This window comes from Arthrobacter sp. UYCu512 (genome assembly GCF_040547075.1).
Classification (GTDB): domain Bacteria; phylum Actinomycetota; class Actinomycetes; order Actinomycetales; family Micrococcaceae; genus Arthrobacter.
The window spans coordinates 173,436-198,957 of record NZ_JBEPPA010000008.1; the positions used below are offsets into that span (position 1 = coordinate 173,436).

Here is a 25,522-nt window from a genome sequence, read left to right on the forward strand (position 1 = left end):
CATCCGCTGTGCCGGGGAAGCCCGCCGGCGGTCCCGGCGGGCTTCCCGTCGGCGGTGCCATGCGGGTGATGGGCTCTGAGACCGAATACGGCATCCACGCACCGTCCGCGCCGGGGGCGAACGCCACGATGATGTCGGCCCGGGTGATCCAGGCGTATGCCCAGGTGACGCGGCAGCGCGCCGCCGGCGGGGCCGAAACGCGCTGGGACTACTCCGACGAGGAACCGCTGCGCGATGCCCGCGGCTGGACGCTGGAACGAAGCCGGGCCGAACCGGACCAGCTGACCGATCAGCCGCCCGTGCTCGACGCCGAAGCCGTTGCCCTCGCCTACGGACGGCAGGAGCTGGAAGCCGACGGCGAGGACGAGTCCGGCACCTTGCTGATGAACATGGTGCTCGGCAACGGTGCCCGTCTCTACGTCGACCACGCCCACCCCGAATACTCCAGCCCGGAAGTGACCAGCCCGCTGGACGTCGTCGCCTGGGACGCCGCTGGAGACCTCGTTGCGCTGGCGGCGGTGCGGCGGCTCGCTGCCGACCCCGACCTGCCCCCGCTGAATCTGTACAAGAACAACACGGACAACAAATCGGTCTCCTATGGGTCCCACGAAAATTACCTGATGCCGCGCAGTGTGCCCTTCGGCGACATTGTCCGGGGGCTGACCCCGTTCTTCGTCACCAGGCAGGTTCTTTGCGGCGCCGGCCGGGTTGGTATCAAGCAGGACGGCTCCCTCCCGGGTTACCAGATCAGCCAGCGTGCAGATTTTTTCGAAACGGAGGTCGGCCTGGAAACCACCATCCGCCGGCCCATCATCAACACCCGGGATGAACCCCACGCGACGGCGGACAAGTACCGGCGCCTGCACGTTATCATTGGCGACGCCAACCTCAGCCAGGCGTCCAATTACCTGAAATTCGGCACCACCGCGCTGGTGCTCAGCCTGATCGAGGCCGGGCTTGCCCCTCGCATTGAAGTCCACGAGCCGGTCGCCGCGCTGCAGGCTGTCAGCCATGACACCTCGCTCACGGCCACCTTGCGGCTGCTCGACGGGCGGCGGATCACCGCCCTGGACCTGCAGTGGATCTACTTCGAGGCGGCCGCAAAACATGCCCAGGACACCGGCGTCGCCGATTCCGTGGACGGTGACGGCCACACACACGGGGTGCTGGAACGCTGGTCGGCGACGCTTTCCGAGCTGGGCAGCGACCGCGCCGCCGCCGCCTCCTCGGTGGAATGGCTTGCGAAGCTCTCGCTGCTGGAGGGCTACCGGGACCGCGACGGACTGGATTGGGGCCACGCCCGGCTGGGCCTGGTGGACCTGCAATGGGCAGATATCCGGCCCGAGAAGGGACTCTACTACCGGCTGCTGGCCCGGGACCGAATGCGGCGGATGGTCGACGACGGCGCGATCCAGCGCGCGGTCACGGAACCGCCGTCGGATACCCGGGCGTACTTCAGGGGCCGCTGCATCAGCCGTTTCGGGACCGGCGTGGTCGGTGCCAGCTGGGACTCGGTGATCTTCGATGTGCCCGGCCGCGGCAGGCTGCAGCGGGTCCCCACCCGGGAACCGCTGCGCGGAACAGAGGCCCTCACCGGGCCTCTGTTCGCCCGGCACCGGGAAGCCGGACCGTTCCTCGCCGAACTCCTCGGGCTCCCACCCGGTTCCTAGGGACAAAGGACCCCGCAGCGCCGCCGGGCGTGGCACTATGGCTTACAGGAAGTCCCTTGCGAAGGAGGGACGGACAGAAGGAGAAAATAATGGCAGGCCAGGAGCAGCAGCAGCCGCAGTCGCGGGACGCGGAAGTCGACGAAGACGTTCCGGCCGCCCCGCCGGCCCCCGCGGAGGGCCAGGCCTCGGCCGCAACCCAGGGCGTCGACGACCTGCTTGATGAGATCGACGGCGTTTTGGAATCCAACGCCGAGGAGTTTGTCCGCGCTTTTGTCCAAAAGGGCGGCCAATAGCGCGGCTGGCACCGGGCTCAGTGCTCAGGACCGGAAGCCGTTGATTCACTACGTTGAGGGAGTGCACCAGTGCAGGAAACCACCGCCAACCAGGTAGCCGCCAACGCCACGTCCTCCTTCGCTGAACACCTTCAACGCCAACGCCCCGATTTGTTGCCGTTCGGCCTGCAAGGCTCCGGCCAACAACTGCCGGCCGGGGTGCCTGCCGCGCCGCTGCAAGCGCCGCACGGGACAACGATTGTGGCGCTGACATATGCGGGCGGCGTATTGATGGCGGGGGACCGCCGCGCCACCATGGGCAACGTCATCGCCAGCCGGAACATCGAAAAAGTGTTCCCGGCCGACCAGTATTCCGTGCTTGGCATCGCCGGAACCGCGGGAATCGCCCTTGACATCACCCGGCTCTTCCAGGTCGAACTTGAACACTACGAAAAGATCGAGGGGACGCTGCTGAGCCTGGACGGCAAAGCCAACCGGCTTGGGGCGATGATCCGCAGCAACCTTCCGATGGCGATGCAGGGCCTCGCCGTTGTGCCGCTGTTTGCGGGATTCGACCGCCCGGCTGGCTTGGGCCGGCTCTTCTCCTACGACGTCACCGGCGGACGGTATGAGGAGCAGGAACACCACACCGTCGGCTCGGGCTCGGTGTTCGCGCGCGGCTCGCTGAAGAAGCTCTGGCGTCCCAACCTCACGGAGCCGGAAGCCGTGGCCGTCGCCGTCGAGGCCCTCTACGACGCCGCCGACGACGATTCCGCCACCGGCGGACCCGATCCGGTCCGGCAGCTCTGGCCCGTGGTCTACATCGTCAACCGCTCAGGTGCCTTCCGGGTTCCGGAGCGTCAGCTCGCGGCAGTGGCCGGCACCGTTATAGAGTCCCGGACCGCAGCCCGGCGGGAGGCTTGAGATGACCCAGCAGTTCTACGTATCGCCCGAGCAGCTGATGAAGGACCGCGCGGATTTCGCACGGAAAGGCATCGCACGGGGGCGTTCCGTGGTGGTCATCAGCTGCCGTGACGGGATCGCCCTGGTGGCCGAAAACCCGTCCCCGTCGCTGCACAAAATCGGTGAGATTTACGACAAGATCGCCTTTGCGGCCGTGGGGAAATACAACGAATTCGAAAGCCTCCGCCAGGCCGGGGTGCGCTACGCGGATGTGCGCGGCTACTCCTACGACCGGGAGGACGTCACAGCCCGGGGCCTCGCGAGTGTCTACGCCCAAAGCCTGGGCGCAGTGTTTACGGCCGAACAAAAGCCCTTTGAAGTCGAACTGGCCGTCGCCGAGGTCGGCACTTCCCCGGACGAAGACCACCTCTACCGGCTGACATTCGACGGTTCCATCGCGGACGAGAAGGGTTTTATCGTGATGGGCGGCCAGGCCGACAAGGTCTCCGAAGAGGTGGCGGCCGGCTGGCAGGGCGAACTCGACTTCGCCGCGGCCATCAGGCTGGCACTGGCGGGCCTCGTCGCGGACAAGGAGGCCAACACGCTGCCGGCCTCGGCCGTTGAGGTGGCGGTACTGGACCGGGGTTCGGAGAGCGGCCGCGGTACCCGCCGCGCCTTCCGCAGGCTGGACGACGCAGACATCACGGCAGTGCTGGTGGAGGAGAACTGAGATGGACAAGCGTATTTTCGGCATTGAGACCGAATTTGGAATTTCCTATTCAAGTCCGGAGTCCCGTCCGTTGGCGCCGGAAGAGGTAGCCCGCTACCTCTTCCGCAAGGTTGTCAGCTGGGGACGGTCCTCCAATGTGTTCCTGACCAACGGCTCCAGGCTGTACCTCGACGTCGGTTCGCACCCGGAGTATGCCACAGCGGAATGCGACGACCTCGCCCAGCTAATAGCACATGACCGGGCCGGGGAACTGATCCTGGACGACCTCGTCGACGAGGCGCAGCAGCGGCTCGCGGCCGAGGGCTTCAACGGCACGGTGTACCTGTTCAAGAACAACACCGATTCGGCCGGAAATTCCTACGGCAGCCATGAGAACTACCTCATTCCGCGGCGGGGGGAGTTCTCCCGGCTGGCCGAAATCCTGATTCCGTTCCTTGTGACCCGGCAGCTGATCGCAGGCGCCGGCAAGATCCTCAAGACCCCGCACGGGGCGACCTACGCGTTCTCGCAGCGCGCCGACCACATCTGGGAGGGTGTCTCCTCCGCCACCACCAGGTCCCGCCCGATCATCAACACCCGCGACGAACCGCATGCAGACGCCGAATTCTACCGCCGGCTGCACGTGATTGTGGGCGACTCCAACATGTCCGAGACCACAGCCCTGCTGAAGGTCGGAACCGTTGACCTGATCCTGCGGATGATCGAAGCGGGCGTGATCATGCGCGATATGCGGATGGAAAACCCGATCCGCAGCATCCGGGAGATCTCCCACGACCTCAGCGGCCGCGCACTCGTCCGGCTCGCCAACGGCCGGCAGCTCACCGCGCTCGAGATCCAGCGCGAATACCTGGCAAAGGTCACGGCGTTCGTCGCCGAGCAAGGGGCCCACAACGCCCACGTTCCGCTGATCCTGGATCTCTGGGAACGCACCCTTGATGCGATCGAAAGCGGCGACACCAGCACAATCGACACCGAAGTGGACTGGGCGATCAAAAAGAAGCTGATGGACAGCTACCGCGCACGTCACAATCTGGGCCTCGACGCGCCCCGGATCGCGCAGCTTGACCTGACCTACCACGACATCTCCCGCACGCGCGGGCTCTACTACCTCCTCCAGGCCCGCGGTGCCGTCCGCCGCGTGGTCGATGACACCGCAGTGAAGGATGCTGTGGACGCTCCGCCGCAGACCACCCGCGCCAAGCTCCGCGGGGACTTCGTCCGGCGGGCGCAGGAACTGGGCCGCGACTACACCGTCGATTGGGTGCATTTGAAGCTCAACGACCGCGCCCATCAGACACTTTTGTGCAAAGATCCGTTCCGCAGTGTGGACGAACGGGTCGATGCCTTGCTGGACTCTATGGGCTGATACCCAGCTTTCCGCGTTATTCTGGACGAGTGCCGCTCGCGGCCAACGCTTGCTTTGCCGCTGGCCTGTGCCCGGCAAGGCGTCCATCCTGCCCCGACGAAAGTTCTTAAGTGCGCCGACTACTAGCAATTCTTCTTCCCGGGCTGCTGCTCCTGACCGCCTGCGGCGGCGGCGAACCGGCCGCCCCGGAGCCCTCCAGCCAGTCCGCCGGCGAAACGGCCAAGCTGGACTCCCTCAAGCTCACGGAGAACGGCGACAAGAAGGCACCCGGTGTTGAATTCACCAAGCCGCTCGACGTCAAGGAACCGACCGTCAAGGTCGTCAGCGAGGGCGACGGCGACCGGGTCAAGGCGAACCAGATCGCTGCTATTTCCATCATTGCCCTCAACGGCACTGACGGCTCCACCCTGGAAGACACCTTCCCGAAGGACCCGGAGGAGCTCGAACTAAACGACGAGCTCAAAACCAACAGCGCCGTGATCTACAACGCGTTCGTCGGTACGAAGATCGGCTCCCAGCTGGCCCTCGCTGTCCCCGGTGCCGCAGCCGCCGAAGGTGCCGAGGCCAAGCCCACCCAGCTCCTGATCGTCAAGGTCATCTCCGCCAAGGACGCACCCCCCGTCCTCGACAAGCCCGAGGGTGAGACTGTCAGCCCGCCGGCAGGCCTGCCCACCGTGAAGGAAAACGACAAGGGCATCCCGGAGATTTCTGTCGAAGGCGTCGCCGCCCCGACAGCGCTTGTCTCGCAGGACCTGATCAAGGGCAGCGGACCCGCACTCACCGAAGCGGACACCATTACCGTTAACTATGTGGGCGTTGCCCTCGCCACCGGCAAGGTCTTCGACTCCAGCTTTGAGAGCGGCAAAAAGGCCACCTTCCCGCTGACCGGCGTTATCAAAGGCTGGACCCAGGGCCTGGCCGGCAAGACGGTTGGTTCCCGCGTCCTGCTGGTTGTCCCGAAGGACCTCGCCTACGGCGACGCAGGCCAGGGCGACGCAAAGGGCGACCTCGTCTTCGTCGTTGACATCCTGGGCAAGAAGTAACTGCTGCACCCCCACTACCTAAGTCACGCTAGAAGGAGCACCCATGTCATTTGGACAGCGAAACATCGACCGCCAGAAGCCGGAAATTGATTTCCCGGACGGCGCCGTTCCCACCGAACTTGTCATCACCGAACTGATTGAAGGCGACGGCGCCGAAGCCAAGGCCGGTGACACCGTCTCCACCCACTACGTCGGTGTGGCCTGGTCCACCGGCGAGGAGTTTGACGCTTCCTGGGGCCGCGGCGCGCCGCTCGACTTCCGTGTCGGCGTCGGCCAGGTCATCCAGGGCTGGGACCAGGGTCTGCTGGGCATGAAGGTCGGCGGCCGCCGCCGGCTTGAGATCCCCGCCGAGCTCGCTTACGGTGCCCGCGGCGCCGGCGGGGCGATCGGCCCGAACGAGGCGCTCATCTTCGTCGTCGACCTCGTCGCAGTCCGCTAAGCACCGGCACACTGTGACCGCAGCCGGCCCCGCCGGCTGCGGTCCTGAGCCGCTGGGCGCGGCGCCATCCGGGAAGTTCTTCCGGCTGGTGCCGCGCTTTTGCCATATTCGGGAGCAGACTTTAGTACCCTAGCGGGGTGTCAGCCTCCCGTACCGAACGCCTCCTGAACCTCCTGATAGCCCTGCTCAACACCACGTACGGCCTGCGCCGCGGTGAGTTGCGGCAAAAGGTGTATCACGACACCACCAGCACCGACGTCGCTTTCGGCCGGATGTTCGAACGCGACAAGGGCGAGCTGCGCCGCTTCGGCTTCGAGGTCGAGACCGTGACGGACAAGGGCTGGGGTTCGGATGATCCGGCCACCACCCGATACCGGATCGGCAAGGATTCCAACCGGTTGCCCGATGTCAGCCTCACCCCGGAAGAGTGCACTGTGCTCATCCTGGCAGCCCAGCTCTGGGAGCATGCAGCCCTCGGTTCGGCGGCCGTCAACGCGGTGCGCAAGCTGCAGGCATCCGGCGGGCTGGTCGACGCCGAGCTCCCCGCCGGGCTGCAGCCGCGGATCCGGCCCGCGGGCCAGGCATTCGAGGACCTCGTCGCCGCTGTGCACGCCCGGCACCCCGTCAGCTTCCGCTACCTGGCCGGCAGCACCGGACGGGAGGAGGCCCGGCTCGTGGAGCCGTGGGGGCTCGGAAGCCGGTTTGGCCAGTGGTACCTCGTCGGCCATGACAGGACCCGGGGTGCCAAGCGTTTCTTCCGCTTGTCCCGGCTCACCTCGGCCGTTGACGTCCTTGCGAAGGAGAACTTCACGGCTCCGCCGGACTTCAACGTACGCGCAGAACTTGCCACGCTGACGGAGCTGCCGGTACAGACCGCCGTCGTGGACGTCCGGGCCGGCAGCGTCCACGGCCTCCGCAGGCGGGCCACCGCCGTCCGCGGGCCGGAAGACGCCGGGGTGACCGCCGCCGGGCGGGACCGCCTCAGTGTCCCGTACCGGGACGCTGAGACGCTGGCGGAGGAACTCGCCTCCTACGGTCCCCGGGTACAGGTGGTATCCCCGCCCGGTCTGGTGACGTCCGTGCGCCGGCGCCTGGCGGGCGCCGCCGACTTCGCGGCGGCGCCGGCCCCGCCGATTGCGTTCCCGGCAACGGGTTCGGCACGGCACGGCCGCAAGCGCACATCCGAAGACCAACTCACCCGGATGCTTCAGCTTGTGCCGTTCCTGGTGCACCACCAGGGACTGCACATCTCGGAGGTAGCGGCAACCTTCGGCATCACCCGGGAAGAGCTGGAAGCTGACCTGCGCATCCTGATCTGCTCGGGCCTTCCGGAGGGCTACCCTGATGACCTGCTCGATATCCAGTGGGAGGACGACCACGTCACCATCACCCAGGACCTCGACCTGAACCGGCCCGTCCGCTTCACAGTGGAAGAGGCCTGCGCCCTGCTGACCGGGCTGGAAACACTCAACAGCCTGCCCGAACTTGCCGAGGGCGGGGCACTGGAATCCGTTACGCTCAAACTTTTGGCCGCGGCCGGGGAGGAAGGCCTGAAGGCGGCCGTCCTGTCCGGACCCGAGGTGGCCCCGGGGAATACTGCGGCCCTGGAGACGGCCCGCCAGGCCATCCGAAACGGCGCCCAGCTGCGGCTGCGTTATTTCTCACCGCTCCGCGATACCGCCTCTACCCGCAACATTGATCCGCTCAGGCTGTATTCGCTGGACAACACCTGGTATCTCGAGGCGTTCTGCCATTCCGCGGGTGCCCTGCGGAACTTCCGGCTGGACCGGATCGACGCCTTGGAAACCACCGGCCAGCCAGTGTCCGGTGAGGCAGCTCCAGACGGGAAGTTGCCGGTCAAACTCTTCACCCCGAACGACGACGACGCGGTGGTGGTGGTCCAGCTGACCCGGCAAGGCGCCGGCCTCGCCGACGAATACTACGCCGAACGGACGGCACAGCTGACCGACGGCGGTCTGCTGGCCGAAATCCGCTTCGGCAGCACTGGCTGGCTGCCGATGTTCGTGGCCCAGCACGGCGGGACTGCACGGATCCTGGAGCCCGAAGAACTTGCCGGCAGTTCCCGCGAATGGCTCGCAGCCGCACTTGCCCAATATGAAGACCAGCCGCTCCGGCGGCTAGAGTAGTCAGCATGCCTTGGTGGTCCTGGATCGTGATCTGGATAGCGCTCGTCGCGCTGTCGCTCTTGCTCTTCGTCGCGCTCGGCGTCCGCTTGTTCCGGACCTTTATGGCCACGGTCAAGGAGCTCGGGGAAGCAGCCGAGAGGTTCGCCAGCTTCCCGTCGGCCGGTCCGGCGTCGGGAAGCAACTCCGAAAACACCCGGCCGGACGGCGCGGGTGACGCCGGGGGCAAGGACCGATCCGTGCTCCCGGGGGAACCCGGATCGGCCGTATTTGCCTCTCCGGACCAGCTGCGGCACGATTACCGGGCAGCCAAAACCGCGCGGCAGGAAGCCCGCCGGCGGCGGCGCGTCAGGCGCAAGATGGACCGCGGCCAGCCCCAACGGCTAAGCGACATCGAATTCACTAAGACGTAAGATGTAACCAAACGAAAGGACCTCCTGTCATGAGACTTGAAGGCTGGCATCTCATCATCATCGTTGTTTTGGCATTGGTGCTTTTCGCGGCACCCAAGCTGCCCGGCATGGCCCGGAGCCTGGGCCAGTCGATGCGGATCTTTAAGTCGGAAGTCCGGGAAATGAAAAAGGACGGCGCTACCGACGACAAAGAGGGCTCCGAGCCTGTCGAGGGCAAGGTCGTCAACCATCCGAAATCCGCCGGCACGGAATCCCGCGCCGAAAGCGGAACCGACGTTCCGCCGCCGAACCGCGCCTAACACCGAATGGCAGTAACAATGGGCCGCCGGTCGAACCCCGAGGGGAAGATGGCGCTCCTCGATCACCTCAAAGAGCTGCGCAACCGGCTCTTCCGGTCCGCGATCGCCGTGATCCTGGGCACCGTCGTGGGGTTCCTCGTCTATCAGCCGATGCTCGCGGCGCTGATCAAGCCGATCAGCGACCTCAACCAGCACTCCGGCCGGCAGGCATCGCTGAACTTCGACGGCGTGGCAAGCTCGTTTGACCTGATGATCCAGGTCTCGGTGTTCCTTGGCCTGATCGTCGCCAGCCCGGTCTGGCTTTACCAGCTGTGGGCGTTTATTGTGCCCGGGCTGCACAAAAAGGAACGCAGGATGGCGCTGTCCTTCGTGGCAGTCGCGGTTCCACTTTTTATTGGCGGAGTCCTGCTGGCGTGGCTGGTGCTTCCGAACGCCGTCCGGGTGCTGACCGATTTCACGCCATCCGGCGGATCCAACTTCATCAGCGCCCAGGTGTACCTTTCGTTCGTGCTGCGGCTCCTGCTCGCCTTCGGCATCGCCTTCCTGCTGCCCGTTGTCCTTGTTGGGCTGAACCTGGCGGGAATCGTCAAGGGAAAGCAGCTCGTCAAAAGCTGGCGGATCACAGTTTTCCTGGTTTGCCTCTTCGCCGCCATGGCTGCACCCGGCGCCGACGCGATGAGCATGTTCTACCTTGCCGGACCCATGCTTGTGCTCTTCTTCAGCGCCATCGGGCTGTGTTTGCTGAACGACCGCCGGCGGGAACGGCGTGCCGTCAAACGGGCCGCCGAGACCGAAGCCACCGCAGACCAGGCGACTCCCGGCTCCGAGCTGGAGAATCTCTAGCTCCCGGCGCACTAGGCTGGAAGCATGTCCTCACTACCCGGTCCGGAATCGCCATCTGAACGCTACCGCGCCAGTGCCGAGCGGGCCGCCGAAGCCAAAACCTACCTGGGCGGATTTATCCGTTCGCTCGCCTTCGAACTCGATGACTTCCAGCGTGCAGCGTGCCTGTCACTGCAGTCCGGCCGCGGTGTCCTGGTGGCCGCCCCTACCGGTGCCGGCAAGACCATCGTGGGGGAGTTCGCCATCTACCTGGCGCTCCAGCGCGGCCTCAAGGCCTTCTACACCACACCGATCAAGGCGCTGTCCAACCAGAAGTACGCTGAACTCGCGGACAAATACGGTGCGGACCAGGTGGGCCTACTCACCGGCGACACCAACATCAACGGGGACGCCCCGGTGGTGGTGATGACCACCGAAGTGCTCCGCAACATGCTCTACGCCGACTCGAGCACTCTGGGCGACCTCGGCTACGTCGTGATGGATGAGGTCCACTACCTTGCGGACCGCTTCCGCGGCGCGGTCTGGGAGGAAGTCATCATCCATCTGCCCAGCGAAGTCCAGCTTGCCTCGCTGAGCGCAACGGTCTCCAATGCCGAAGAGTTCGGCGCCTGGCTGGATACTGTGCGCGGCCAGACCGACGTCATCGTCTCCGAGCACCGTCCCGTTCCGCTGTGGCAGCACGTGATGGTGGGCCGGAAGATCGTGGACCTCTTCGCCGGCGATACCAGCTTCGATGAGATCGCTCCGGCCGGCGAGGCCGCCGTGTCCGCCGTGCCCGCCCGGCTGAAGGCCGCGGGCTCCGGCGCCGTCAGCACCGAACGGCCGGGCCTTGACGTCAATCCCGAGCTGCTCTCCATGGCCCGCGCCGAGAGCCAGATGAACTTCCGCGGACGTTTTGGCCACGGCGGCCGGAACGTCCGGCGCCAAAGCAGCCGGCGCGACGAGGCCCCGCAGGGCGACCCGCGCAGCCCCGTCCGGAAAGCCAGCCGCCCCCAGGTCATCGCCAGCCTGGACAGACAGGACCTCTTGCCGGCCATCACGTTCATCTTTTCCCGGGCCGGTTGCGATGCCGCCGTGGCTCAGTGCGTCGCGGCAGGGTTGTGGCTTACCACCGAGCAGGAACAGCTCATCATTGCCCGGCGCGTCGATGAAGCGGCGCAAGACATCCCGCCCGACGACCTGGACGTGCTGGGCTTCTGGAGCTGGCGCGACGGCTTGCTCCGCGGCCTCGCGGCCCACCACGCCGGAATGCTGCCCACTTTCAAGGAAGTGGTGGAGAAGCTCTTCGTCGACGGACTCGTCAAAGCCGTGTTCGCGACCGAGACCCTGGCGCTCGGCGTCAACATGCCGGCGCGCTCCGTGGTCCTGGAAAAGCTGGATAAGTTCAACGGTGAGGCGCACGTTAACATCACCGCGGGGGAGTACACCCAGCTGACCGGACGCGCCGGGCGCCGCGGGATCGACGTCGAGGGCCACGCCGTGGTGCTGTGGCAGCCCGGGACAGACCCGGCGGCAGTAGCCGGGCTCGCCTCACGCCGCACCTATCCGCTGAATTCGAGCTTCCGGCCCACCTACAACATGTCCATCAACCTGCTGGCGCAGTTCGGCCGCCCCCGGGCCCGGGAAATCCTCGAGTCCTCGTTCGCCCAGTTCCAGGCCGACCGGTCCGTCGTCGGGCTGGCGAAACAGGTACGCGGACGCGAGGAGTCCCTGGCCGGCTTCAGTAAATCGATGAGCTGCCACCTGGGTGATTTCACCGACTACTCACGAATCCGCCGCGCCCTCTCCGATGCAGAGAAGAACGCTTCCAAGACCAGCTCCCGGGCCCGGAAGTCGGTCACCGAGGACTCCCTGAGCCGGTTGCTTCCCGGGGACGTGGTGGACGTACCGACCGGGCGGGCACCCGGACTTGCAGTGGTCCTCAGCTCCGACCACCACTCCCGCGAGCCGCGGCCGGCGGTGATGACGCTGGACAACCAGCTGCGGCGGATCGGAACCCAGGACGTGGAAGGGCCGCTGGCCCCGATTACCCGGGTCCGGATCCCTAAGTCATTCAATGCCAAGGTGCCCAAGTCACGCCGGGACCTGGCGTCCTCGGTCCGCAACGCCCTCCGGGAAAACCGGCCGCCGGCGCCGCCGAGCAGGAACGATGACTTTGGCCGCGCCGCTGCGCAGCCGGATCAGGAAAAGCGGATCGCTGAGCTGCGCCGCGAACTCCGCGCCCACCCGTGCCACGGGTGCAGCGAACGGGAGGACCACGCGCGCTGGTCGGAGCGCTATTGGAAGCTTCGGCAGGAGACGGACGGGCTGGTGCGCCAGATCCAGGGCCGGACCAACACCATCGCCAAAACCTTCGACCGGGTGTGCGGAGTCCTCTCCGGCTACGGGTACCTGGAGACGTCGGAGGACGGCGTGCTCACCATCGGAGCGGATGGTCAACGGCTGCGCCGGATCTACGGCGAAAAGGACCTGCTCATTTCGCAGTCGCTTCGCCTCGGCGCCTTTAATGACCTGGACGCCGCCGAAGTGGCCGCCCTGGCCAGCGTTTTGGTCTACCAGGCCAAACGTGAGGAACGTGGCCTCCGGCCCAAGCTGCCGAGTGTTTCGCTGGAATCCGCCGTCGACATTGTGGTGCGCGAATGGTCAGCCCTGGAGGATGTTGAGGAAGCCAACAAGCTCCCGCTGACCGGCGAACCCGAACTGGGCCTGGCCTGGCCGATGTTTAAGTGGGCCAAAGGCCGTCACCTGCAGGAGGTCCTCAGCGGGACGGACCTGGCCGCCGGCGACTTTGTCCGGTGGGTGAAACAGGTCATCGATTTGTTGGACCAGCTGGCGAAAATCCCGACGCTGGACCCGCGGGTCTCGCGGCTGTGCGCCGAGGCCATCAAACTCATCAAGCGCGGCGTCGTCGCGTACTCCTCAGTGGCCTGACCGCCGCTGCCGGCCGTCGGGCCGGGCCCCCACCGTCGTCGAACATGTCCGGCCACACCGGCCACCAGTTGCAAGGAGTCCAAGACCCATGACAGATTCACCGGCCATCCCCGCGCCGCGCAAGGTAACGCTCTACCGCAACGGCTCCGTCTACACGGCCGCGGATCCCTTCGCGACGGCGCTGCTGGTCGACGGCGACACCGTCGCCTGGGTCGGGTCCGAGCAGGCTGCCGGCTCGATCGCGGACGCCTCGATGGAGATCATCGACCTTAAGGGTGCGCTCCTGGCCCCCGGATTTGTCGATTCCCACGTCCATCTCACGGAAACCGGGATTGCCCTGGACTCGCTGCAGCTCGGCGACGTCCGCTCTGCCCGGGAACTGCTCGACGCCGTCGCCGGTTCCACAGCCAACGGCACAGTGCTCGGCCACGGCTGGGACGACACCCAGTGGACGGACTCAGCACTGCCTTCCCGCGAAGAATTGGAACGTGCCGCCGGGGGACGGGACGTCTACCTGTCCCGTGTTGACGTGCACTCGGCAATCGTCTCCTCCTCGTTGGCGGCAACCGCCGGTCTGCACGGGAGGGACGGTTTTGGCGAGGGCAGCCAGGTCAAGCGCGCGGCGCACACCGCCGCCCGGCTCGCTGCCCGTCAACTGCCGGCCGCCGCCTTGCGCGGCTACCAGCGGCGGGCGCTCACCGAGGCAGCGGCCAACGGCTATGTCGCCGTGGCGGAAATGGCCGCGCCGCATATTGGCAGTATCGAGGACCTGCAGCTCGCCGCGGCCTGGAACTCGGGCGCAGACGCCGTTCCGGAGGTCCTGCCCTACTGGGGTGAACTGGCAACCTCGGCAGACCAGGCCCGGTCTCTGCTCGACAGCCTGGGCGTGCCGGTACTCGGGCTGGCAGGGGACCTGAACATGGACGGCTCCATCGGTTCGCGGACCGCGGCACTGCGGGCGGACTACAGTGACGCCCCAGGCGAACGCGGGAGCCTTTATCTGTCGGTCGCGGAAGCCGCCGCGCACCTGTCCGTATGCTCGCTGTTGGGCATCCAGGCGGGCTTCCACGTCATTGGCGACGCCGGTCTGGATGCGGCGCTGGAGGCCCTGGACCTGGCGGCGGCAGACGTCGGTGAACAACGGGTCCGGGCAGCGGGCCACCGTCTCGAACATGTCGAGCTCGCTGACGCCGACTCCATCCGCAGGCTGGCGGCCTACTCGGTGACGGTCAGCGTCCAGCCCGGCTTTGATGCTTCATGGGGCGGCGGGGACGGTCTCTACCAGCAGCGCCTCGGGTCCCGGCGGGACGGCATGAATCCTTTTGCATCCTTCTACGCCGCGGGTGTGCCGATCTGCTTTGGCAGTGACAGTCCGGTCACTGCGATGCGGCCCTGGGCAAGCGTCCGGGCCTGCCTGCAGCACAACAACCCCGCGGAGCAGATCTCGGCCCGCGCGGCGTTCCTCGGCCACACCCGGGCAGGCTGGCGCGCCGCCCGGTATCGCAACCCGATGGCCGGCCAGCTGGTACCTGGCGCCCCGGCCAGCTTCGCAGTCTGGGAAGTAGAGGAACTTATGGTGCAGGTAGCTGACGGCCGGGTCCAGTCCTGGAGCACGGACCCCCGCGCCAGGACGCCGCTGCTGCCTGCCCTGGATACCGGCTCCGAGCCGGTCTGCCTGCAGACAGTCAAGGACGGCCGCGAACTATATTCCAGCGGCTCGCTGCGAGGCTGACCGACTGCGGATCCGGCCGCTGCCAGCGGAAAATTCGAGCCCCGACAAGCCCGCCTGACCTGCGGCAACGGATAAACCGGCAGGTCAGGAAGCGGTTGACAGATCGGGGCCGGCCCGTAGCATTGAGGGTCAACGGAGGGTTGCGTACGCCGCAGACTCCGGACGTCCCCCGGTCATTTCCAGGTTGCCGCAAGCCGGCAGCTGACTTGGTCATGGCCACGGGTACCACAGGGGGCAGGTCCACTTCGCAGCAGAAAACGGTTTCTGCGGCCCTATCCGCTGGCCGCCGCAACTGGCCCGAAGCGGGTGGATCTGCCCCGGGACCTGCCGCGGACCCAGCGGGCCCGGTGACTGCCTATAATGGAGAGTTGCGCCTGGTGTCAGTTCTGAAGTGACTGGCCGGGCGTTTGACCGCTCCCTCCAAGGAAAGGCCTCGCTGTGCGTGTCCTCACGATCATCCCGACCTACAACGAGCTGGAATCGTTGCCCAAGACTCTCGGGCGCCTGCGCACGGCTGTGCCTGGCTCCGACGTCCTGGTTGTCGACGACAACAGCCCCGACGGCACCGGGCAGCTTGCGGACCGCTTTGCCGCTGAGGACAGCCAGGTCCACGTCCTGCACCGAGCGGGAAAGGCCGGACTGGGCGCAGCGTACATCGCCGGGTTCAAATGGGGCCTCGCCGCCGGTTACGACGTGCTCGTCGAAATGGATGCTGACGGTTCGCACCAGCCGGAGCAACTTCCGCAACTGCTCGAGGCCGTCGAACAAGGCGCCGACCTCGCCATGGGCTCGCGTTGGGTACCGGGCGGCAGCGTCGTCAACTGGCCGCTGTACCGGCAAGCCATCTCCCGGGTCGGCAGCACCTATGCCCGGCTCCTGCTGGGTTTGAAAATCAAGGATGTTACCGGCGGTTTCCGTGCGTTCCGGCGCAGCACCCTGGAGAAGCTGAACCTGGACGCGGTTGATTCCGTCGGCTACGGCTTCCAGGTGGACCTTGCCTGGCGCGTGGCCAAGCTGGGTCTGACAATTGTCGAACGGCCCATCACCTTCGTTGAACGCGAACTGGGCGCCTCGAAGATGAGCGGAAACATCGTGGTCGAAGCCATGATCAACGTCACCAAGTGGGGCCTGGCCGCACGCTGGAACACTTTGTCCGGCAAGCTTGGCAGCCACAAGCGCTAGCCCTCGCCCGTCCGGGGACAAAAAAGGGGCCGGCCTGCACCGTCTGTGACGGTGCGGGCCGGCCCCTTTGCTGTGCCTGGACTGCGGGTTCCTTAGGCGGAGCGCCGTTCGCCCCGGCGTTCGCGCAGGATCGTCAGGCGGTCTTCGAGGATCTGCTCAAGTTCCGGCAGGGAGCGACGTTCCAGGAGCATGTCCCAGTGCGTTCGAACGGCCTTTTCGTTGAGGTTCACCGGGCGTTCGCCATCAACGAGCAGGGCTTCTTTGCCTGTTTTGGAGACCCACACCGGGGGGATCTCGGCTTCGGAGGAGAAGGTCACAAAAACCTGCTCGCCGTCCGCGCACCGGTACTCGACCCGCTGGCGCGGAGCCGGCTCGACACCGGACTCGGTCTCCATGCTTTGGGCGCCAAGGCGCATACCCCGCAGGCTGCGATCGCTCATCTTTTCTCCCTCTATTCGGTTCGCAGGGTCAGGCCCTGCGTGAGCCGGGGGCTGTGGGGCCGCGCCGGACTACGGTTTGCATTGCGCATTCTCACAGGACCCTTAACGGATACAACGTCACTAAAGAAAACGCTTTGCGAAGCTTAAATGTTCCGCCGGACCGAACCGGCCGGACAAATATTTAAGTATACGCGAACGGGCCGTCCCCGGTAAAGCTTAGGGAACGGGCTGCCCTCGCGGGATGCGGAAAGGGGAGGCACCCGCCAGCGGCGGATACCTCCCCTTGACCGGGAACGCTTAGGGCTCTTGCCGGCCCTTGAGATCCACTCCGCCGTCGGCGGGGCCTCCCGCGGACGCTGCCGGTCCGGCGGTTTCGGCCTTGGCCGCGTCAGAATCAGGCCCAAAAAGCCCATCGTTGGCCTGGCCGTCCTTGCTTCCGCCGAGGGCGCTGCCGATACCTTTGAGCGCCTCGCCGACTTCACTCGGAATGATCCACAGCTTGTTCGCCGAGCCTTCGGCGATCTTCGGCAGGGTCTGCAGGTACTGGTAGGCCAGGAGCTTCTGGTCCGGGTTGCCCTTGTGGATCGCACCGAACACCTTTTGGATGGCCTGGGCTTCACCGTCGGCCCGAAGGATCGCCGCCTTGGCGTCGCCTTCGGCCTTCAGGATCGAGGACTGCCGCTGGCCTTCAGCGGTGAGGATGGCGGACTGCTTGGTGCCCTCCGCCGTCAGGATGGCGGCGCGCCGGTCCCGTTCGGCGCGCATCTGCTTCTCCATCGAATCCTGGATGGAGTGCGGCGGATCAATCGCCTTGAGCTCCACCCGCGAGACACGGATGCCCCAGCGGCCGGTCGCCTCGTCCAGCACACCGCGGAGTTGGCCGTTGATCTGATCACGTGAGGTGAGGGCTTCTTCGAGGTTCAGGCCGCCCACAACGTTTCGGAGCGTCGTGGTGGTGAGCTGTTCGACGGCCTGGATGTAGTTCGCGATCTCGTACGTGGCTGCCCGCGCATCGGTGACCTGGAAGTAGACCACCGTGTCGATCGAAACGACGAGGTTGTCCTCGGTGATCACCGGCTGCGGCGGGAAAGAGACCACCTGTTCACGCAGGTCAAGCAGCGGCAGCAGCCGGTCCACAAACGGGATCAGGATCGTAAGGCCGGGGTTCAGCGTCCGCTGGTACTTGCCCAGCCGTTCGACGACGCCGGCCCGTGCCTGCGGGACAATCCGAACCGACCGGACCAGCACTATTATTACGAACGCAACGAGCACCAGCAGCACGATTGCGACTGCGATATCCATACTTCACCTATTCCCCAGATTTGGTCTTGCCATGGTGTGCGGCGGAGTCCCGCCGCGTCCCCGGCGCCGGTGACGGCCGCCGGAATTCTTGCTTCGGCTACTGGACGGCAGTTTCCTGCTGCGGGGCGACGACGGCAGTAGCGCCGTCGATGGCTCTGACAATTACGTGCTGGCCAGCGGCCAGCATGCCGGTCTCGGAGCGGGCGCTCCAGACGTCGCCGCCAATTTTAACCAGGCCGCCGCTGGCGCTGACCGGCTCCATGACCAGCGCGGATTCACCGATCAGCCTTTCGACGTTGCTCCGAAGGTCGTCCGGACCCTTGCGGAGGTGCTTGAGCGCGACGGGCCGGACGAAGCCGATCATCAGCAGCGACACGACGCAGAACGCCACGATTTGCAGGCCCAGGTCGGCCCCCGCGAATGCTGCCACCAGTCCGGCCAGAGCGCCACCGCCAAGCATGATAAAAAAGAGGTCCAGAGTGAGCATCTCTACCACGGCAAAAACCAGGAACACCGTGAGCCACAGCGCCCACCAGTTTTCGGCTAGCCAGTCCAGCATCATTCCCCCTTCGCCCCAGGGGCTGCAGGCGCAGACCCTCAGTTACTCTCATTCCATCCTAAGCCGATAGGCAAGCCGTGCGGAGGGCCGCAGAAATCAGTTTGCGAAAGTGGCCAAGTCGTTATCTGCGGCTTTGGCGCGCGGCTCAAAGACACTGATCCGGAACCGGGCAGAGACGGCTGTGCGCGGCGGCAGCCCGGCCGCGAAGGCCAGCAGGGCATCCCGGTTCAGATGGTGCCCGGCGGGGCCCATCAGGGCCAGCCGAAGGACGTCGTCCGGGGAGAGCAGCAGCGGCACATCCAGATCGTCGGTGGAGAGCGTCGAAAAGTGTCCTTCGAGTGAGGCCGCGAGCCGTTCGTCCTTTGTCGGCTCGATCCCAAGCATGCCGGACTGGCCTGCCACCTCTTGGAGATGTCCCGGCCGCGGAGTCACCACAATCAACCGGCCGACAGGGCGCAGCACCCGGACAAACTCATTTGGGTTGCGCGGCGCGAAGACCACAGTGATGACATCGACGCTGCCGTCACCCAGCGGCAGCGGCTGCCACACGTCGCTGACGAGGTTTACCGCCTCGGGGTTCAGTTTCGCGGCCCTGCGGAGGGCGAACTTAGAGATGTCCAGGCCGATCGCCCGGGCGGGCGTCCGGTCCAGCGCGGCCTGGTCCAGCACAGCCCGGAGATAGTGGCCGGTGCCCGTTCCTGCGTCCAGCACAACCGGAGGCGTTTGCGGGTCAACGCCTGCGAGGAAGCGGGCGGACAGTTCCGCCACGGCATCCGCGAGCGGACGGTAGTGGCCGGCGCCGAGGAATTCGAAGCGCGCCGCCACCATGTAGGCCGAATCGGCTTCGAATACGGTGCCTTTACCAACGAGGAAGTTGAAGTACCCCTGCTTCGCGGCGTCGAAGCTGTGCCCGGCAGGACACTTCAGGGCCGGCACGCCAGGTCCGCCGGGAGCCAGCCGGGCCCGGCAGACCGGGCAGAGCAGCAAGTCGGGGGAAACGGGGGGCATACTGTCCATCCTAGGTGGCCGGTCCGCGGCGGCGGCGTTCCAGAACGGCACAGCGCCGCCGACGTGAGCTATTTCACTGCTGGGGAAACTGGGGCTAGGCTCGCACACGTGAAATCCGAACATCTGCCGCTGCTGAATTCCGTGTCCGCCCCTGCCGTGCATCCAGACGGCGGGCACGCCGTGGTCTCCGTGATCCGGCCCGATTTCGATGCCGACGCCTACGTTGGGCAACTCTGGACGGTGCCGCTGGGACCGGGTCAGGCTCCGCGCCGCCTGACCCGCGGATTCCGCGACACCGCTCCGGACTTCTCACCGGACGGACAGATGCTGGCCTTCCTGCGCGCCGCGGACGGTGGAAAACCTCAACTCCACATTGTCGAGGCCGGCGGCGGGGAACCGCTGCCAGTCACCGGCGCACCGCTGGGAGTGTCCCAGTTTGCCTGGTCGCCGGACTCCCGGCAAATTGTCTACGGGGCCAGAACCCCGGAAAACGGCCGCTACGGCAGCACCCCCGGGGTATCCGCCGGCAGCGAGGACGCCCGGCTGATCACCGACTACAAGTACCGCATGAACGGCGTCGGATACACTGCGGACCAGCCAGTGCAGCTCTTCCTGGTCGAAGTGCCCGATCTTGGCGCTGAACCCAAGGTGGTGCCAACGGGCCGGGCTTTGAAGTCCGGCACCGCAGTTGCCGACGGCGGCACACCCGGTGTTGGTCTCCCGGCCGCACGGCAACTAACCACGGCTGCCACAGACCACACCGGTGCGGGTTTCAGCGCCGACGGGCTGGCAATCTATTTTGTCGCGGCCCTGCATCGTGGCAGCGACGCCGACCTTGCGAGCGGCATCTACCGCCTGGACACCGGCGACGGCACCGGGGGAGCCGAGCCGCTGGCCGTGGTACCGGAGAACACCGGCCGGCAGGACGTGCACGCCGTCCGCGCGTCGCCGGACGGACACCGGCTGTTTTTCCTCGCCCAGGAATTGGGCGCCTCGGGCCTGGACTTCGTGGCACGCAACACCGCTCTTTACGTGCTGCCGGCCGGCGGCGGCGACGCCACCCGGCTGAGCGACGCCGAGACGATGGACCTGAGCTGCAACGGCAGGATCGAACTGTCCGGCCCTGACGCGGTGCTGCTGCTCAATACTGTCTGCGGAACGGTCGAAGTGATCGAGTTCCACGCCTCCGGGAAGCACCAGGTGCTGGTTAGCGGAAAACGGGTGGCCACCGGCGCCGCGGCGTCGGGCGGCTCGCTGGTGGTCAGTTTCACGGACGCGGCGACGGCGGGGGACACTGCTGTGCTTGCGGGCGGACAGCTCCGGATCCTGACCGATTTCTCCGCGGCGCTGCGTTCCGGCCCCGGAATCATCAAGCCTCTGGAGTTCACAGTCCCCTCAGCAGACGGCTACCCCGTCCACGGCTGGCTTGTGCAGCCGCCGGGGCGCGGACCGCACCCGGTGCTGCTGAACATCCACGGCGGCCCGTTCGCCCAGTTCACCGGCGCGCTGTTCGACGAAGCACAGGTCTACGCCGCGGCGGGCTACGCGGTCCTGATGTGCAACCCCCGCGGTTCCGCCGGCTACGGACAAGACCACGGACGGGCCATCAAGGAAAAGATGGGAACCCTTGACATGCAGGACGTCCTGGCCTTCCTCGACGGCGCGCTCAGCACGTTCGAGGAGCTCGATGCCGGGGCGCTCGGCATTATGGGCGGGTCCTACGGCGGCTACCTCACCGCGTGGACCATCAGCCACGACCACCGCTTCAAAGCCGCCATTGTGGAGCGTGGATTCCTCGATCCCGTGAGCTTCGTCGGCTCCTCGGACATCGGCTGGTTCTTCGGCGGGGAGTACACCGGGCGCGCGGCCGAACAGATGGCGGCGCAAAGCCCGATGTCCCGGGTGGACCGGGTGCGCACCGCCTCGCTTGTGATCCACAGCGAGGAGGACCTCCGGTGTCCGGTGGAGCAGGGCCAGCGGTACTTCACGGCGCTCAAACAGCACGGTGTGGAGGCCGCCTTCCTCGTCTTCCCGGGGGAGAACCATGAGCTCTCACGCACCGGAACACCGCACCACCGCAAGCAGCGTTTCGACCAGATCCTGCGGTGGTGGGCCCGGTACCTCCCCACGGCGGCCAATCCGGCCCCGGCGGACGTCAAGGCTGACGGCACCGCGGACGGCCCCGGCGGACGTCAAGGCTGACGGCACCGGCTCATGTCAAGGCTGACGGCCAGCCGGCCTTCAGTCGGAGTTCAGTCGGCGCTATCGCCCGGAAGGAAGCCGAGTTCCCGGCGGGCGAGACTGATGTCGGGCTGCGCCCAGCGTGCGGAATACTCGGCGTTGCTGCTGATCGAGCGCAGTTCGGCACGGTCAAGGTAGAGGATGCCGTGCACGTGGTCAGTTTCGTGCTGGACGATCCGTGCCTGCCAGCCACTGAATTCCCGCTGCTGCCGGCTGCCGTCCGCTGCGGTGAAGTCGAGCCGAACCCGTTCGGGCCGGTTGACTGCGGCCTGAAGTCCGTGCAGCGACAGGCAGCCTTCGTAAAAGGCCACTGTGGTGCCGCCAAGTGGCTGGTAGCTCGGGTTGAGCATGGCAAAAAAGGGCAACGGCTCCCGTCCGCGGACAGCGGCGACGTCGGGATCGACGTCGAACTGGTCCTCGAGAACCGCGAGCTGCAGCGGGACGCCAAGCTGTGGTGCTGCCAGGCCCACGCCGGGTGCCTTATGCATAACGCTGCGCATCAGGTCGATCAACTGGCCCAGCTCGGCGTCACTCACCTGGCCGCTGAACGGCGCGGCGAGCTGCCTGAGCACCGGATGCCCGGCCTGGACAATGCCCGGAAGCACCCCGGCGGACAGTAGCTGCTGGACAGTTTCATGGATGCGGGCGGCGCTGAAGTCAGTGGGCTTGGCGTCGGAATACATGCCAACAGACTACTTGCGTCCGCAGGCGGCCGTAATAAAGTCGTAGATGCGTCCACGCAGCAGCGCGCCGGCGTCAACTTTCAAGACTCCCTCCCGTCCCCCCGAAGAGACACGGAGGGGGAGCAAAGTGCCCACTTTATCTTCAGCGACGGCGTGCGGATCGCAGCGTGCGGGTCGGATCACCAGCCGGAATTGCTGGCCGGCACCACCGGCGCTGATCGAGACAGAGCGCGGCCAGGGGTGGCTCGGGTCCTCGTCGAGCAGGGTTGTCCCGTCGATCCGGTCGATGGTCAGGCTTCCGAGCGAGCCGGGGTTCACGGCGCCCGGGACGCTGCGCGGTGTGACGTCAAGGCGCAGGACGGCGCTCTTGGCGTCAGCGGAGACCTCAAGTTCCGTTTCCAACCGGAGGTCAGCGACCGCACCGGCGGCCTGGGCAAGACACATTTCCGCGTTGTTCCGGTCCATCACGCCGTAGGGGTCGCCGGCGGTGACCGTCGAGGTGTGAACTGCTCCGCCGGCAACGGCCAGGCCCAGTGAAACATCCGGTCCCGCGCCCGGCGGCAGGGTCCGGATTCCGCAGTCCGGGGCACGCAGTTGGGCTGGCAGGATCTTGGTCTGGCCCGGTGGAATTTCGATTCCGCCGGGGGCTGCCTGCCACGGGATCGTGCCGGAAAAGAGCGGGCTGGCAACCCCTGCGCTGAGCACGGTCACCGGACCGTCGGTGTTGTTCGTGAGTTGCACGGCAATGATCTGCCGGCTGTAGTTGTCGCGGAGCTGGTTGATCTCGACAGTGATGGGTAAGGCGGCAGCCGACGTTGGTGGTGCGTTGACGGGACCGACGGGGCGGGTGGCGCCCGCGCTGCATGAGGCCGTCAGCGCAAGGCACACCATGGCCGCGGCACGCCTACACACCGGAATCCGATGGTTTTCGCCGGGAGGGCGCCGCACGAGCGGAAGAAGTCGGCCCATAGAATCAGTGTATTCCGGCCGCGGGCCGGTGCGGCGGCGCCTCGCGGCCGTCATCGGCTAGTCTCGTTGCCATGACGTCACCGACCCCCCTGGAATCTGTCCTGAACTTCCTGCGGGCTATTGAGGCCAACGGCGGCCCGGCGGAGATCGCCCCGCTTCTCGCCGAAGACTATACGCTGAGCGAGGCACCGCATCTGCTGGCACCGGCAGGTGCCGCGAGGAACCGCGACGAGGCCTTGGCCGGGGCCGCGGCAGCCCATCAAGTCGTCTCGGGGCAGTGCTTCTTGGTTCGCCGCACAACCTGCGAAGGGACCCGGGTGGTGCTGGAAGCCGACTGGAGCGCCACCTTGCTGATGGACCTGCCGCACTGGAACAGCGGCGAGGTCATCCGGGCCAGGATCGCTGCCGTCTTTGAGGTCCGGGACGGCACGATTGTCAGCCAAGACAGTTACGACTGCTACTTCACCCCGGCCTGAGTTACGCTCTCCGGCGTCCTGCCGGGTCGTCGCGGCGGGCGGGCCCTCACTGCATGGTGAACCGGCGGGCCACAAAGTTCTTTACGGCGGGCACGGCAGCGGCCGCCGCAATCGCGCGGTTCCGCGCAGACCATGGCACCGCCGGCAGCGGCCGCCCCAGCGCCATGTTGATCTCGGCCTGGCGGGCTGCCCGGGCGGCCGCAGCAATACGTCCGGCCTCGAAGGACCGCAACTGCGCACCCACGTCCGCGCCCGCCAGCGCCGCCAGCACAAGGGGAGCCAGCGCCGCGGCGTCGAGCCAGCCCAGGTTCATGCCCTGACCGCCGATCGGGCTGATCTCGTGGGCGGCGTCACCGATCAGGATTGTGCGGCCGGCCACCATGGTGCGGACCAGGCGGGTACGCACGCCAAATCGGCTCAGCATACTGTGGCCCGAGGGATCGACGTCGATCCCGGTCCGCTGCCTGACCAGCTGCACCAGCCCGGCGGCGTCCGTGCCGTTCCCGGAGCCCGTCACGCGCACTACCCAGCGGCGTAACGACCCCGGCAGCGGGAAGGACTCCACGATTCCCGCGGATTCCAGGAACAGGGCGGCATCCGCACCGAACCCTGTGGTGTCGGCAAAGTCGCCCATCAGGTAGCTGTCCGGATAGTCCCTCGCCCGGACAGCCGTGCCGAGCTGCGCACGGACTGTGGACCGGACGCCGTCGGCGGCAATAACAAAGGACGCCGAGTAGCGGCGGACCGATCCCGCTGCGGTGGCGTCGGCTGCGACCAGGCCGCCGTCCTCGTGCAATCCCGTGAGCTGGACCCCGCGGTGGAGGGCTGCGGGGTCCAGCTGCCGGACGCGGTGTTCCAGGATGGCCTCCGTCCTGGCCTGCGGCAGGGAGAGGACAAACGGATAGCTGTCCGAAACCCCGGCGAACGACATCCGTGCGAGTGTCCGGCCGCCGCCGAGGGCGACGCCGTTCCGGATCGGCACCCCTTCGGCCGCCAGGACTGCTGCCACACCGACCCCGTCGAGCGCGTCCAACGAGGGGGGATGGATGCCGATCGCCCGGGAGTGCGGTTCCGGGACTGCCCGACGTTCCAGGATCCGGACGCTGGCTCCCCGCTGGAGCAGCAGCGCGGCCATAAACAGGCCCACCGGGCCACCGCCGACCACAAGAACATCAACCACCGGCGGGAACCGCCTCACGGATCAGCAAGTTCCGGAAAGGGGCCCGGCTGAGGACAGTCCAGCCGGGCGGAACTGCCTTGCGCAATTCTGCTGCGGTGTAGCTGCGGCGGATGGAGGTGAGGCCGTCGGGCCTGATGTACGAGCCGGCAAACGGCCAGGACCCGGCAAAAAAGAGCCCGTACGCGGCCGCGCTGCGCCGGAGATCGTTGTGGATGACGGTGCCGTGGCTGAGCGCGGCGGACTCGGCGAGGAACACCGGAAGCTCATGCTCGGCCACGTGGTGGAGCACATGGTTGGACACGACCAGGTCAAAGCTGAGGCCTTCGAAGCCCAGCTCCGCAGCTGTGCAGCTGCGGAACTTCACGCCAGTGGACGAATGGCGTTCCGCGGCGAAGCGGCCGGCGCGGGGATCCGGATCAATAGCAGTGATCTCCAGGCGGAGGCCGTCTCTGGCCGCCCAGCGGGAAAGCATCACCGGCACGTCGCCGCCGCCGCAGCCAATGTCCAGCAGGGTGGCAGGGACGCCGGGGCGCAGGCGCGGCCGGAGCTGGCGAAGGTAGAGGCTGCGCCAGCCGGAGACGGCGCGGTTCACCAGGGCGAACTGGGCATAGGTGCGCTCCAGCCGGGCAGGGTCACAGTCGGGCAGGTCCATTTCCTCGACGGCGTGTGCCGCCCGTGCACGCAGGCTCAGCACCGA

The 25,522-nt window shown here is 66.7% G+C and carries 24 protein-coding genes; 16 read left to right on the forward strand and 8 right to left on the reverse strand.

Features of this window, described 5'->3' with window-relative positions:
- The first annotated feature begins 59 nt into the window (after nucleotides 1–59).
- The 14 genes from dop (at nucleotide 60) to ABIB49_RS10730 (ending at nucleotide 15,967) form a co-directional block, all read left to right on the forward strand.
- The gene (gene dop / locus ABIB49_RS10665) at nucleotides 60–1,670 is read left to right on the forward strand and encodes a depupylase/deamidase Dop (protein WP_354157065.1); all 1,611 of its coding nucleotides are present in this window, start codon (nucleotides 60–62) and stop codon (nucleotides 1,668–1,670) included.
- Nucleotides 1,671–1,759: 89 nt separating this feature from the next.
- Nucleotides 1,760–1,963 carry a ubiquitin-like protein Pup gene (locus ABIB49_RS10670; protein ID WP_282359918.1) on the forward strand — a complete coding sequence of 68 codons (204 nt, stop codon included), beginning with the start codon at nucleotides 1,760–1,762 and terminating at the stop codon, nucleotides 1,961–1,963.
- Between the two features lie 69 nt (nucleotides 1,964–2,032).
- Nucleotides 2,033–2,866, forward strand: coding sequence for a proteasome subunit beta (gene prcB, locus ABIB49_RS10675; protein ID WP_354157049.1), 834 nt, complete (start codon nucleotides 2,033–2,035; stop codon nucleotides 2,864–2,866).
- A 1-nt stretch (nucleotide 2,867) separates the two neighbouring features.
- A complete protein-coding gene (gene prcA, locus ABIB49_RS10680; protein ID WP_253032757.1) occupies nucleotides 2,868–3,575 on the forward strand; it encodes a proteasome subunit alpha in 708 nt (235 codons plus the stop codon).
- Nucleotide 3,576: 1 nt separating this feature from the next.
- Nucleotides 3,577–4,941: a Pup--protein ligase gene (gene pafA / locus ABIB49_RS10685; protein WP_282359916.1), complete on the forward strand. Its 1,365-nt coding sequence runs from the start codon at nucleotides 3,577–3,579 to the stop codon at nucleotides 4,939–4,941.
- Nucleotides 4,942–5,051: 110 nt separating this feature from the next.
- A complete protein-coding gene (locus ABIB49_RS10690) occupies nucleotides 5,052–5,984 on the forward strand; it encodes an FKBP-type peptidyl-prolyl cis-trans isomerase (RefSeq protein ID WP_354157050.1) in 933 nt (310 codons plus the stop codon).
- Nucleotides 5,985–6,027: 43 nt separating this feature from the next.
- Entirely contained in the window at nucleotides 6,028–6,423 is a 396-nt protein-coding gene (locus ABIB49_RS10695; RefSeq protein WP_282359914.1) for an FKBP-type peptidyl-prolyl cis-trans isomerase, read from the forward strand.
- 137 nt (nucleotides 6,424–6,560) lie between these two features.
- A complete protein-coding gene (locus tag ABIB49_RS10700) occupies nucleotides 6,561–8,570 on the forward strand; it encodes a helix-turn-helix transcriptional regulator (protein ID WP_354157051.1) in 2,010 nt (669 codons plus the stop codon).
- A 5-nt stretch (nucleotides 8,571–8,575) separates the two neighbouring features.
- Nucleotides 8,576–8,980 (forward strand): hypothetical protein, encoded by a 405-nt coding sequence (locus tag ABIB49_RS10705; RefSeq protein ID WP_354157052.1) that lies wholly within the window; start codon nucleotides 8,576–8,578, stop codon nucleotides 8,978–8,980.
- Between the two features lie 29 nt (nucleotides 8,981–9,009).
- Complete coding sequence (tatA, locus tag ABIB49_RS10710) at nucleotides 9,010–9,279, forward strand: Sec-independent protein translocase subunit TatA (RefSeq protein WP_226775840.1); 270 nt, start codon at nucleotides 9,010–9,012, stop codon at nucleotides 9,277–9,279.
- A gap of 6 nt (nucleotides 9,280–9,285) precedes the next feature.
- A complete protein-coding gene (gene tatC, locus ABIB49_RS10715; RefSeq protein ID WP_226775839.1) occupies nucleotides 9,286–10,122 on the forward strand; it encodes a twin-arginine translocase subunit TatC in 837 nt (278 codons plus the stop codon).
- Nucleotides 10,123–10,146: 24 nt separating this feature from the next.
- The gene (locus ABIB49_RS10720) at nucleotides 10,147–13,053 is read left to right on the forward strand and encodes a DEAD/DEAH box helicase (protein ID WP_354157053.1); all 2,907 of its coding nucleotides are present in this window, start codon (nucleotides 10,147–10,149) and stop codon (nucleotides 13,051–13,053) included.
- Between the two features lie 88 nt (nucleotides 13,054–13,141).
- Entirely contained in the window at nucleotides 13,142–14,785 is a 1,644-nt protein-coding gene (locus tag ABIB49_RS10725; RefSeq protein WP_282359911.1) for an amidohydrolase, read from the forward strand.
- Between the two features lie 438 nt (nucleotides 14,786–15,223).
- On the forward strand, nucleotides 15,224–15,967 hold the full coding sequence (locus ABIB49_RS10730) for a polyprenol monophosphomannose synthase (RefSeq protein WP_226775836.1): 744 nt from the start codon (nucleotides 15,224–15,226) through the stop codon (nucleotides 15,965–15,967).
- 92 nt (nucleotides 15,968–16,059) lie between these two features.
- On the opposite strand, the gene ABIB49_RS10735 is transcribed toward ABIB49_RS10730, so the two are convergent.
- The 4 genes from ABIB49_RS10735 to ABIB49_RS10750 all read right to left on the reverse strand — a co-directional run bounded on the left by ABIB49_RS10735 (nucleotide 16,060) and on the right by ABIB49_RS10750 (nucleotide 19,276).
- Nucleotides 16,060–16,407 (reverse strand): RNA polymerase-binding protein RbpA, encoded by a 348-nt coding sequence (locus ABIB49_RS10735; protein WP_024367218.1) that lies wholly within the window; start codon nucleotides 16,405–16,407, stop codon nucleotides 16,060–16,062.
- Nucleotides 16,408–16,704: 297 nt separating this feature from the next.
- Nucleotides 16,705–17,709 carry an SPFH domain-containing protein gene (locus ABIB49_RS10740; RefSeq protein WP_226775835.1) on the reverse strand — a complete coding sequence of 335 codons (1,005 nt, stop codon included), beginning with the start codon at nucleotides 17,707–17,709 and terminating at the stop codon, nucleotides 16,705–16,707.
- A gap of 97 nt (nucleotides 17,710–17,806) precedes the next feature.
- The gene (locus tag ABIB49_RS10745; protein WP_226775882.1) at nucleotides 17,807–18,268 is read right to left on the reverse strand and encodes an NfeD family protein; all 462 of its coding nucleotides are present in this window, start codon (nucleotides 18,266–18,268) and stop codon (nucleotides 17,807–17,809) included.
- Nucleotides 18,269–18,364: 96 nt separating this feature from the next.
- On the reverse strand, nucleotides 18,365–19,276 hold the full coding sequence (locus ABIB49_RS10750; RefSeq protein ID WP_354157054.1) for a methyltransferase domain-containing protein: 912 nt from the start codon (nucleotides 19,274–19,276) through the stop codon (nucleotides 18,365–18,367).
- A gap of 108 nt (nucleotides 19,277–19,384) precedes the next feature.
- On the opposite strand from ABIB49_RS10750, the gene ABIB49_RS10755 reads away from it, so the two are divergent.
- Entirely contained in the window at nucleotides 19,385–21,478 is a 2,094-nt protein-coding gene (locus tag ABIB49_RS10755; RefSeq protein WP_226775833.1) for a S9 family peptidase, read from the forward strand.
- 50 nt (nucleotides 21,479–21,528) lie between these two features.
- On the opposite strand, the gene ABIB49_RS10760 is transcribed toward ABIB49_RS10755, so the two are convergent.
- Nucleotides 21,529–22,200 carry a peptide deformylase gene (locus ABIB49_RS10760; protein WP_226775832.1) on the reverse strand — a complete coding sequence of 224 codons (672 nt, stop codon included), beginning with the start codon at nucleotides 22,198–22,200 and terminating at the stop codon, nucleotides 21,529–21,531.
- 9 nt (nucleotides 22,201–22,209) lie between these two features.
- Complete coding sequence (locus ABIB49_RS10765; protein WP_282468155.1) at nucleotides 22,210–23,091, reverse strand: hypothetical protein; 882 nt, start codon at nucleotides 23,089–23,091, stop codon at nucleotides 22,210–22,212.
- Between the two features lie 149 nt (nucleotides 23,092–23,240).
- Between ABIB49_RS10765 and ABIB49_RS10770 the strand changes: the two genes are divergently transcribed.
- Nucleotides 23,241–23,645: a nuclear transport factor 2 family protein gene (locus ABIB49_RS10770; protein ID WP_226775830.1), complete on the forward strand. Its 405-nt coding sequence runs from the start codon at nucleotides 23,241–23,243 to the stop codon at nucleotides 23,643–23,645.
- 46 nt (nucleotides 23,646–23,691) lie between these two features.
- Here the strand turns inward: ABIB49_RS10770 and ABIB49_RS10775 are convergent, their stop codons facing one another.
- Entirely contained in the window at nucleotides 23,692–24,825 is a 1,134-nt protein-coding gene (locus tag ABIB49_RS10775; RefSeq protein WP_282359909.1) for an FAD-dependent monooxygenase, read from the reverse strand.
- Nucleotides 24,818–25,519: a class I SAM-dependent methyltransferase gene (locus ABIB49_RS10780; RefSeq protein WP_282359908.1), complete on the reverse strand. Its 702-nt coding sequence runs from the start codon at nucleotides 25,517–25,519 to the stop codon at nucleotides 24,818–24,820. The genes ABIB49_RS10775 and ABIB49_RS10780 overlap by 8 nt, the downstream gene beginning before the upstream one ends.
- Nucleotides 25,520–25,522: the final 3 nt, after the last annotated feature.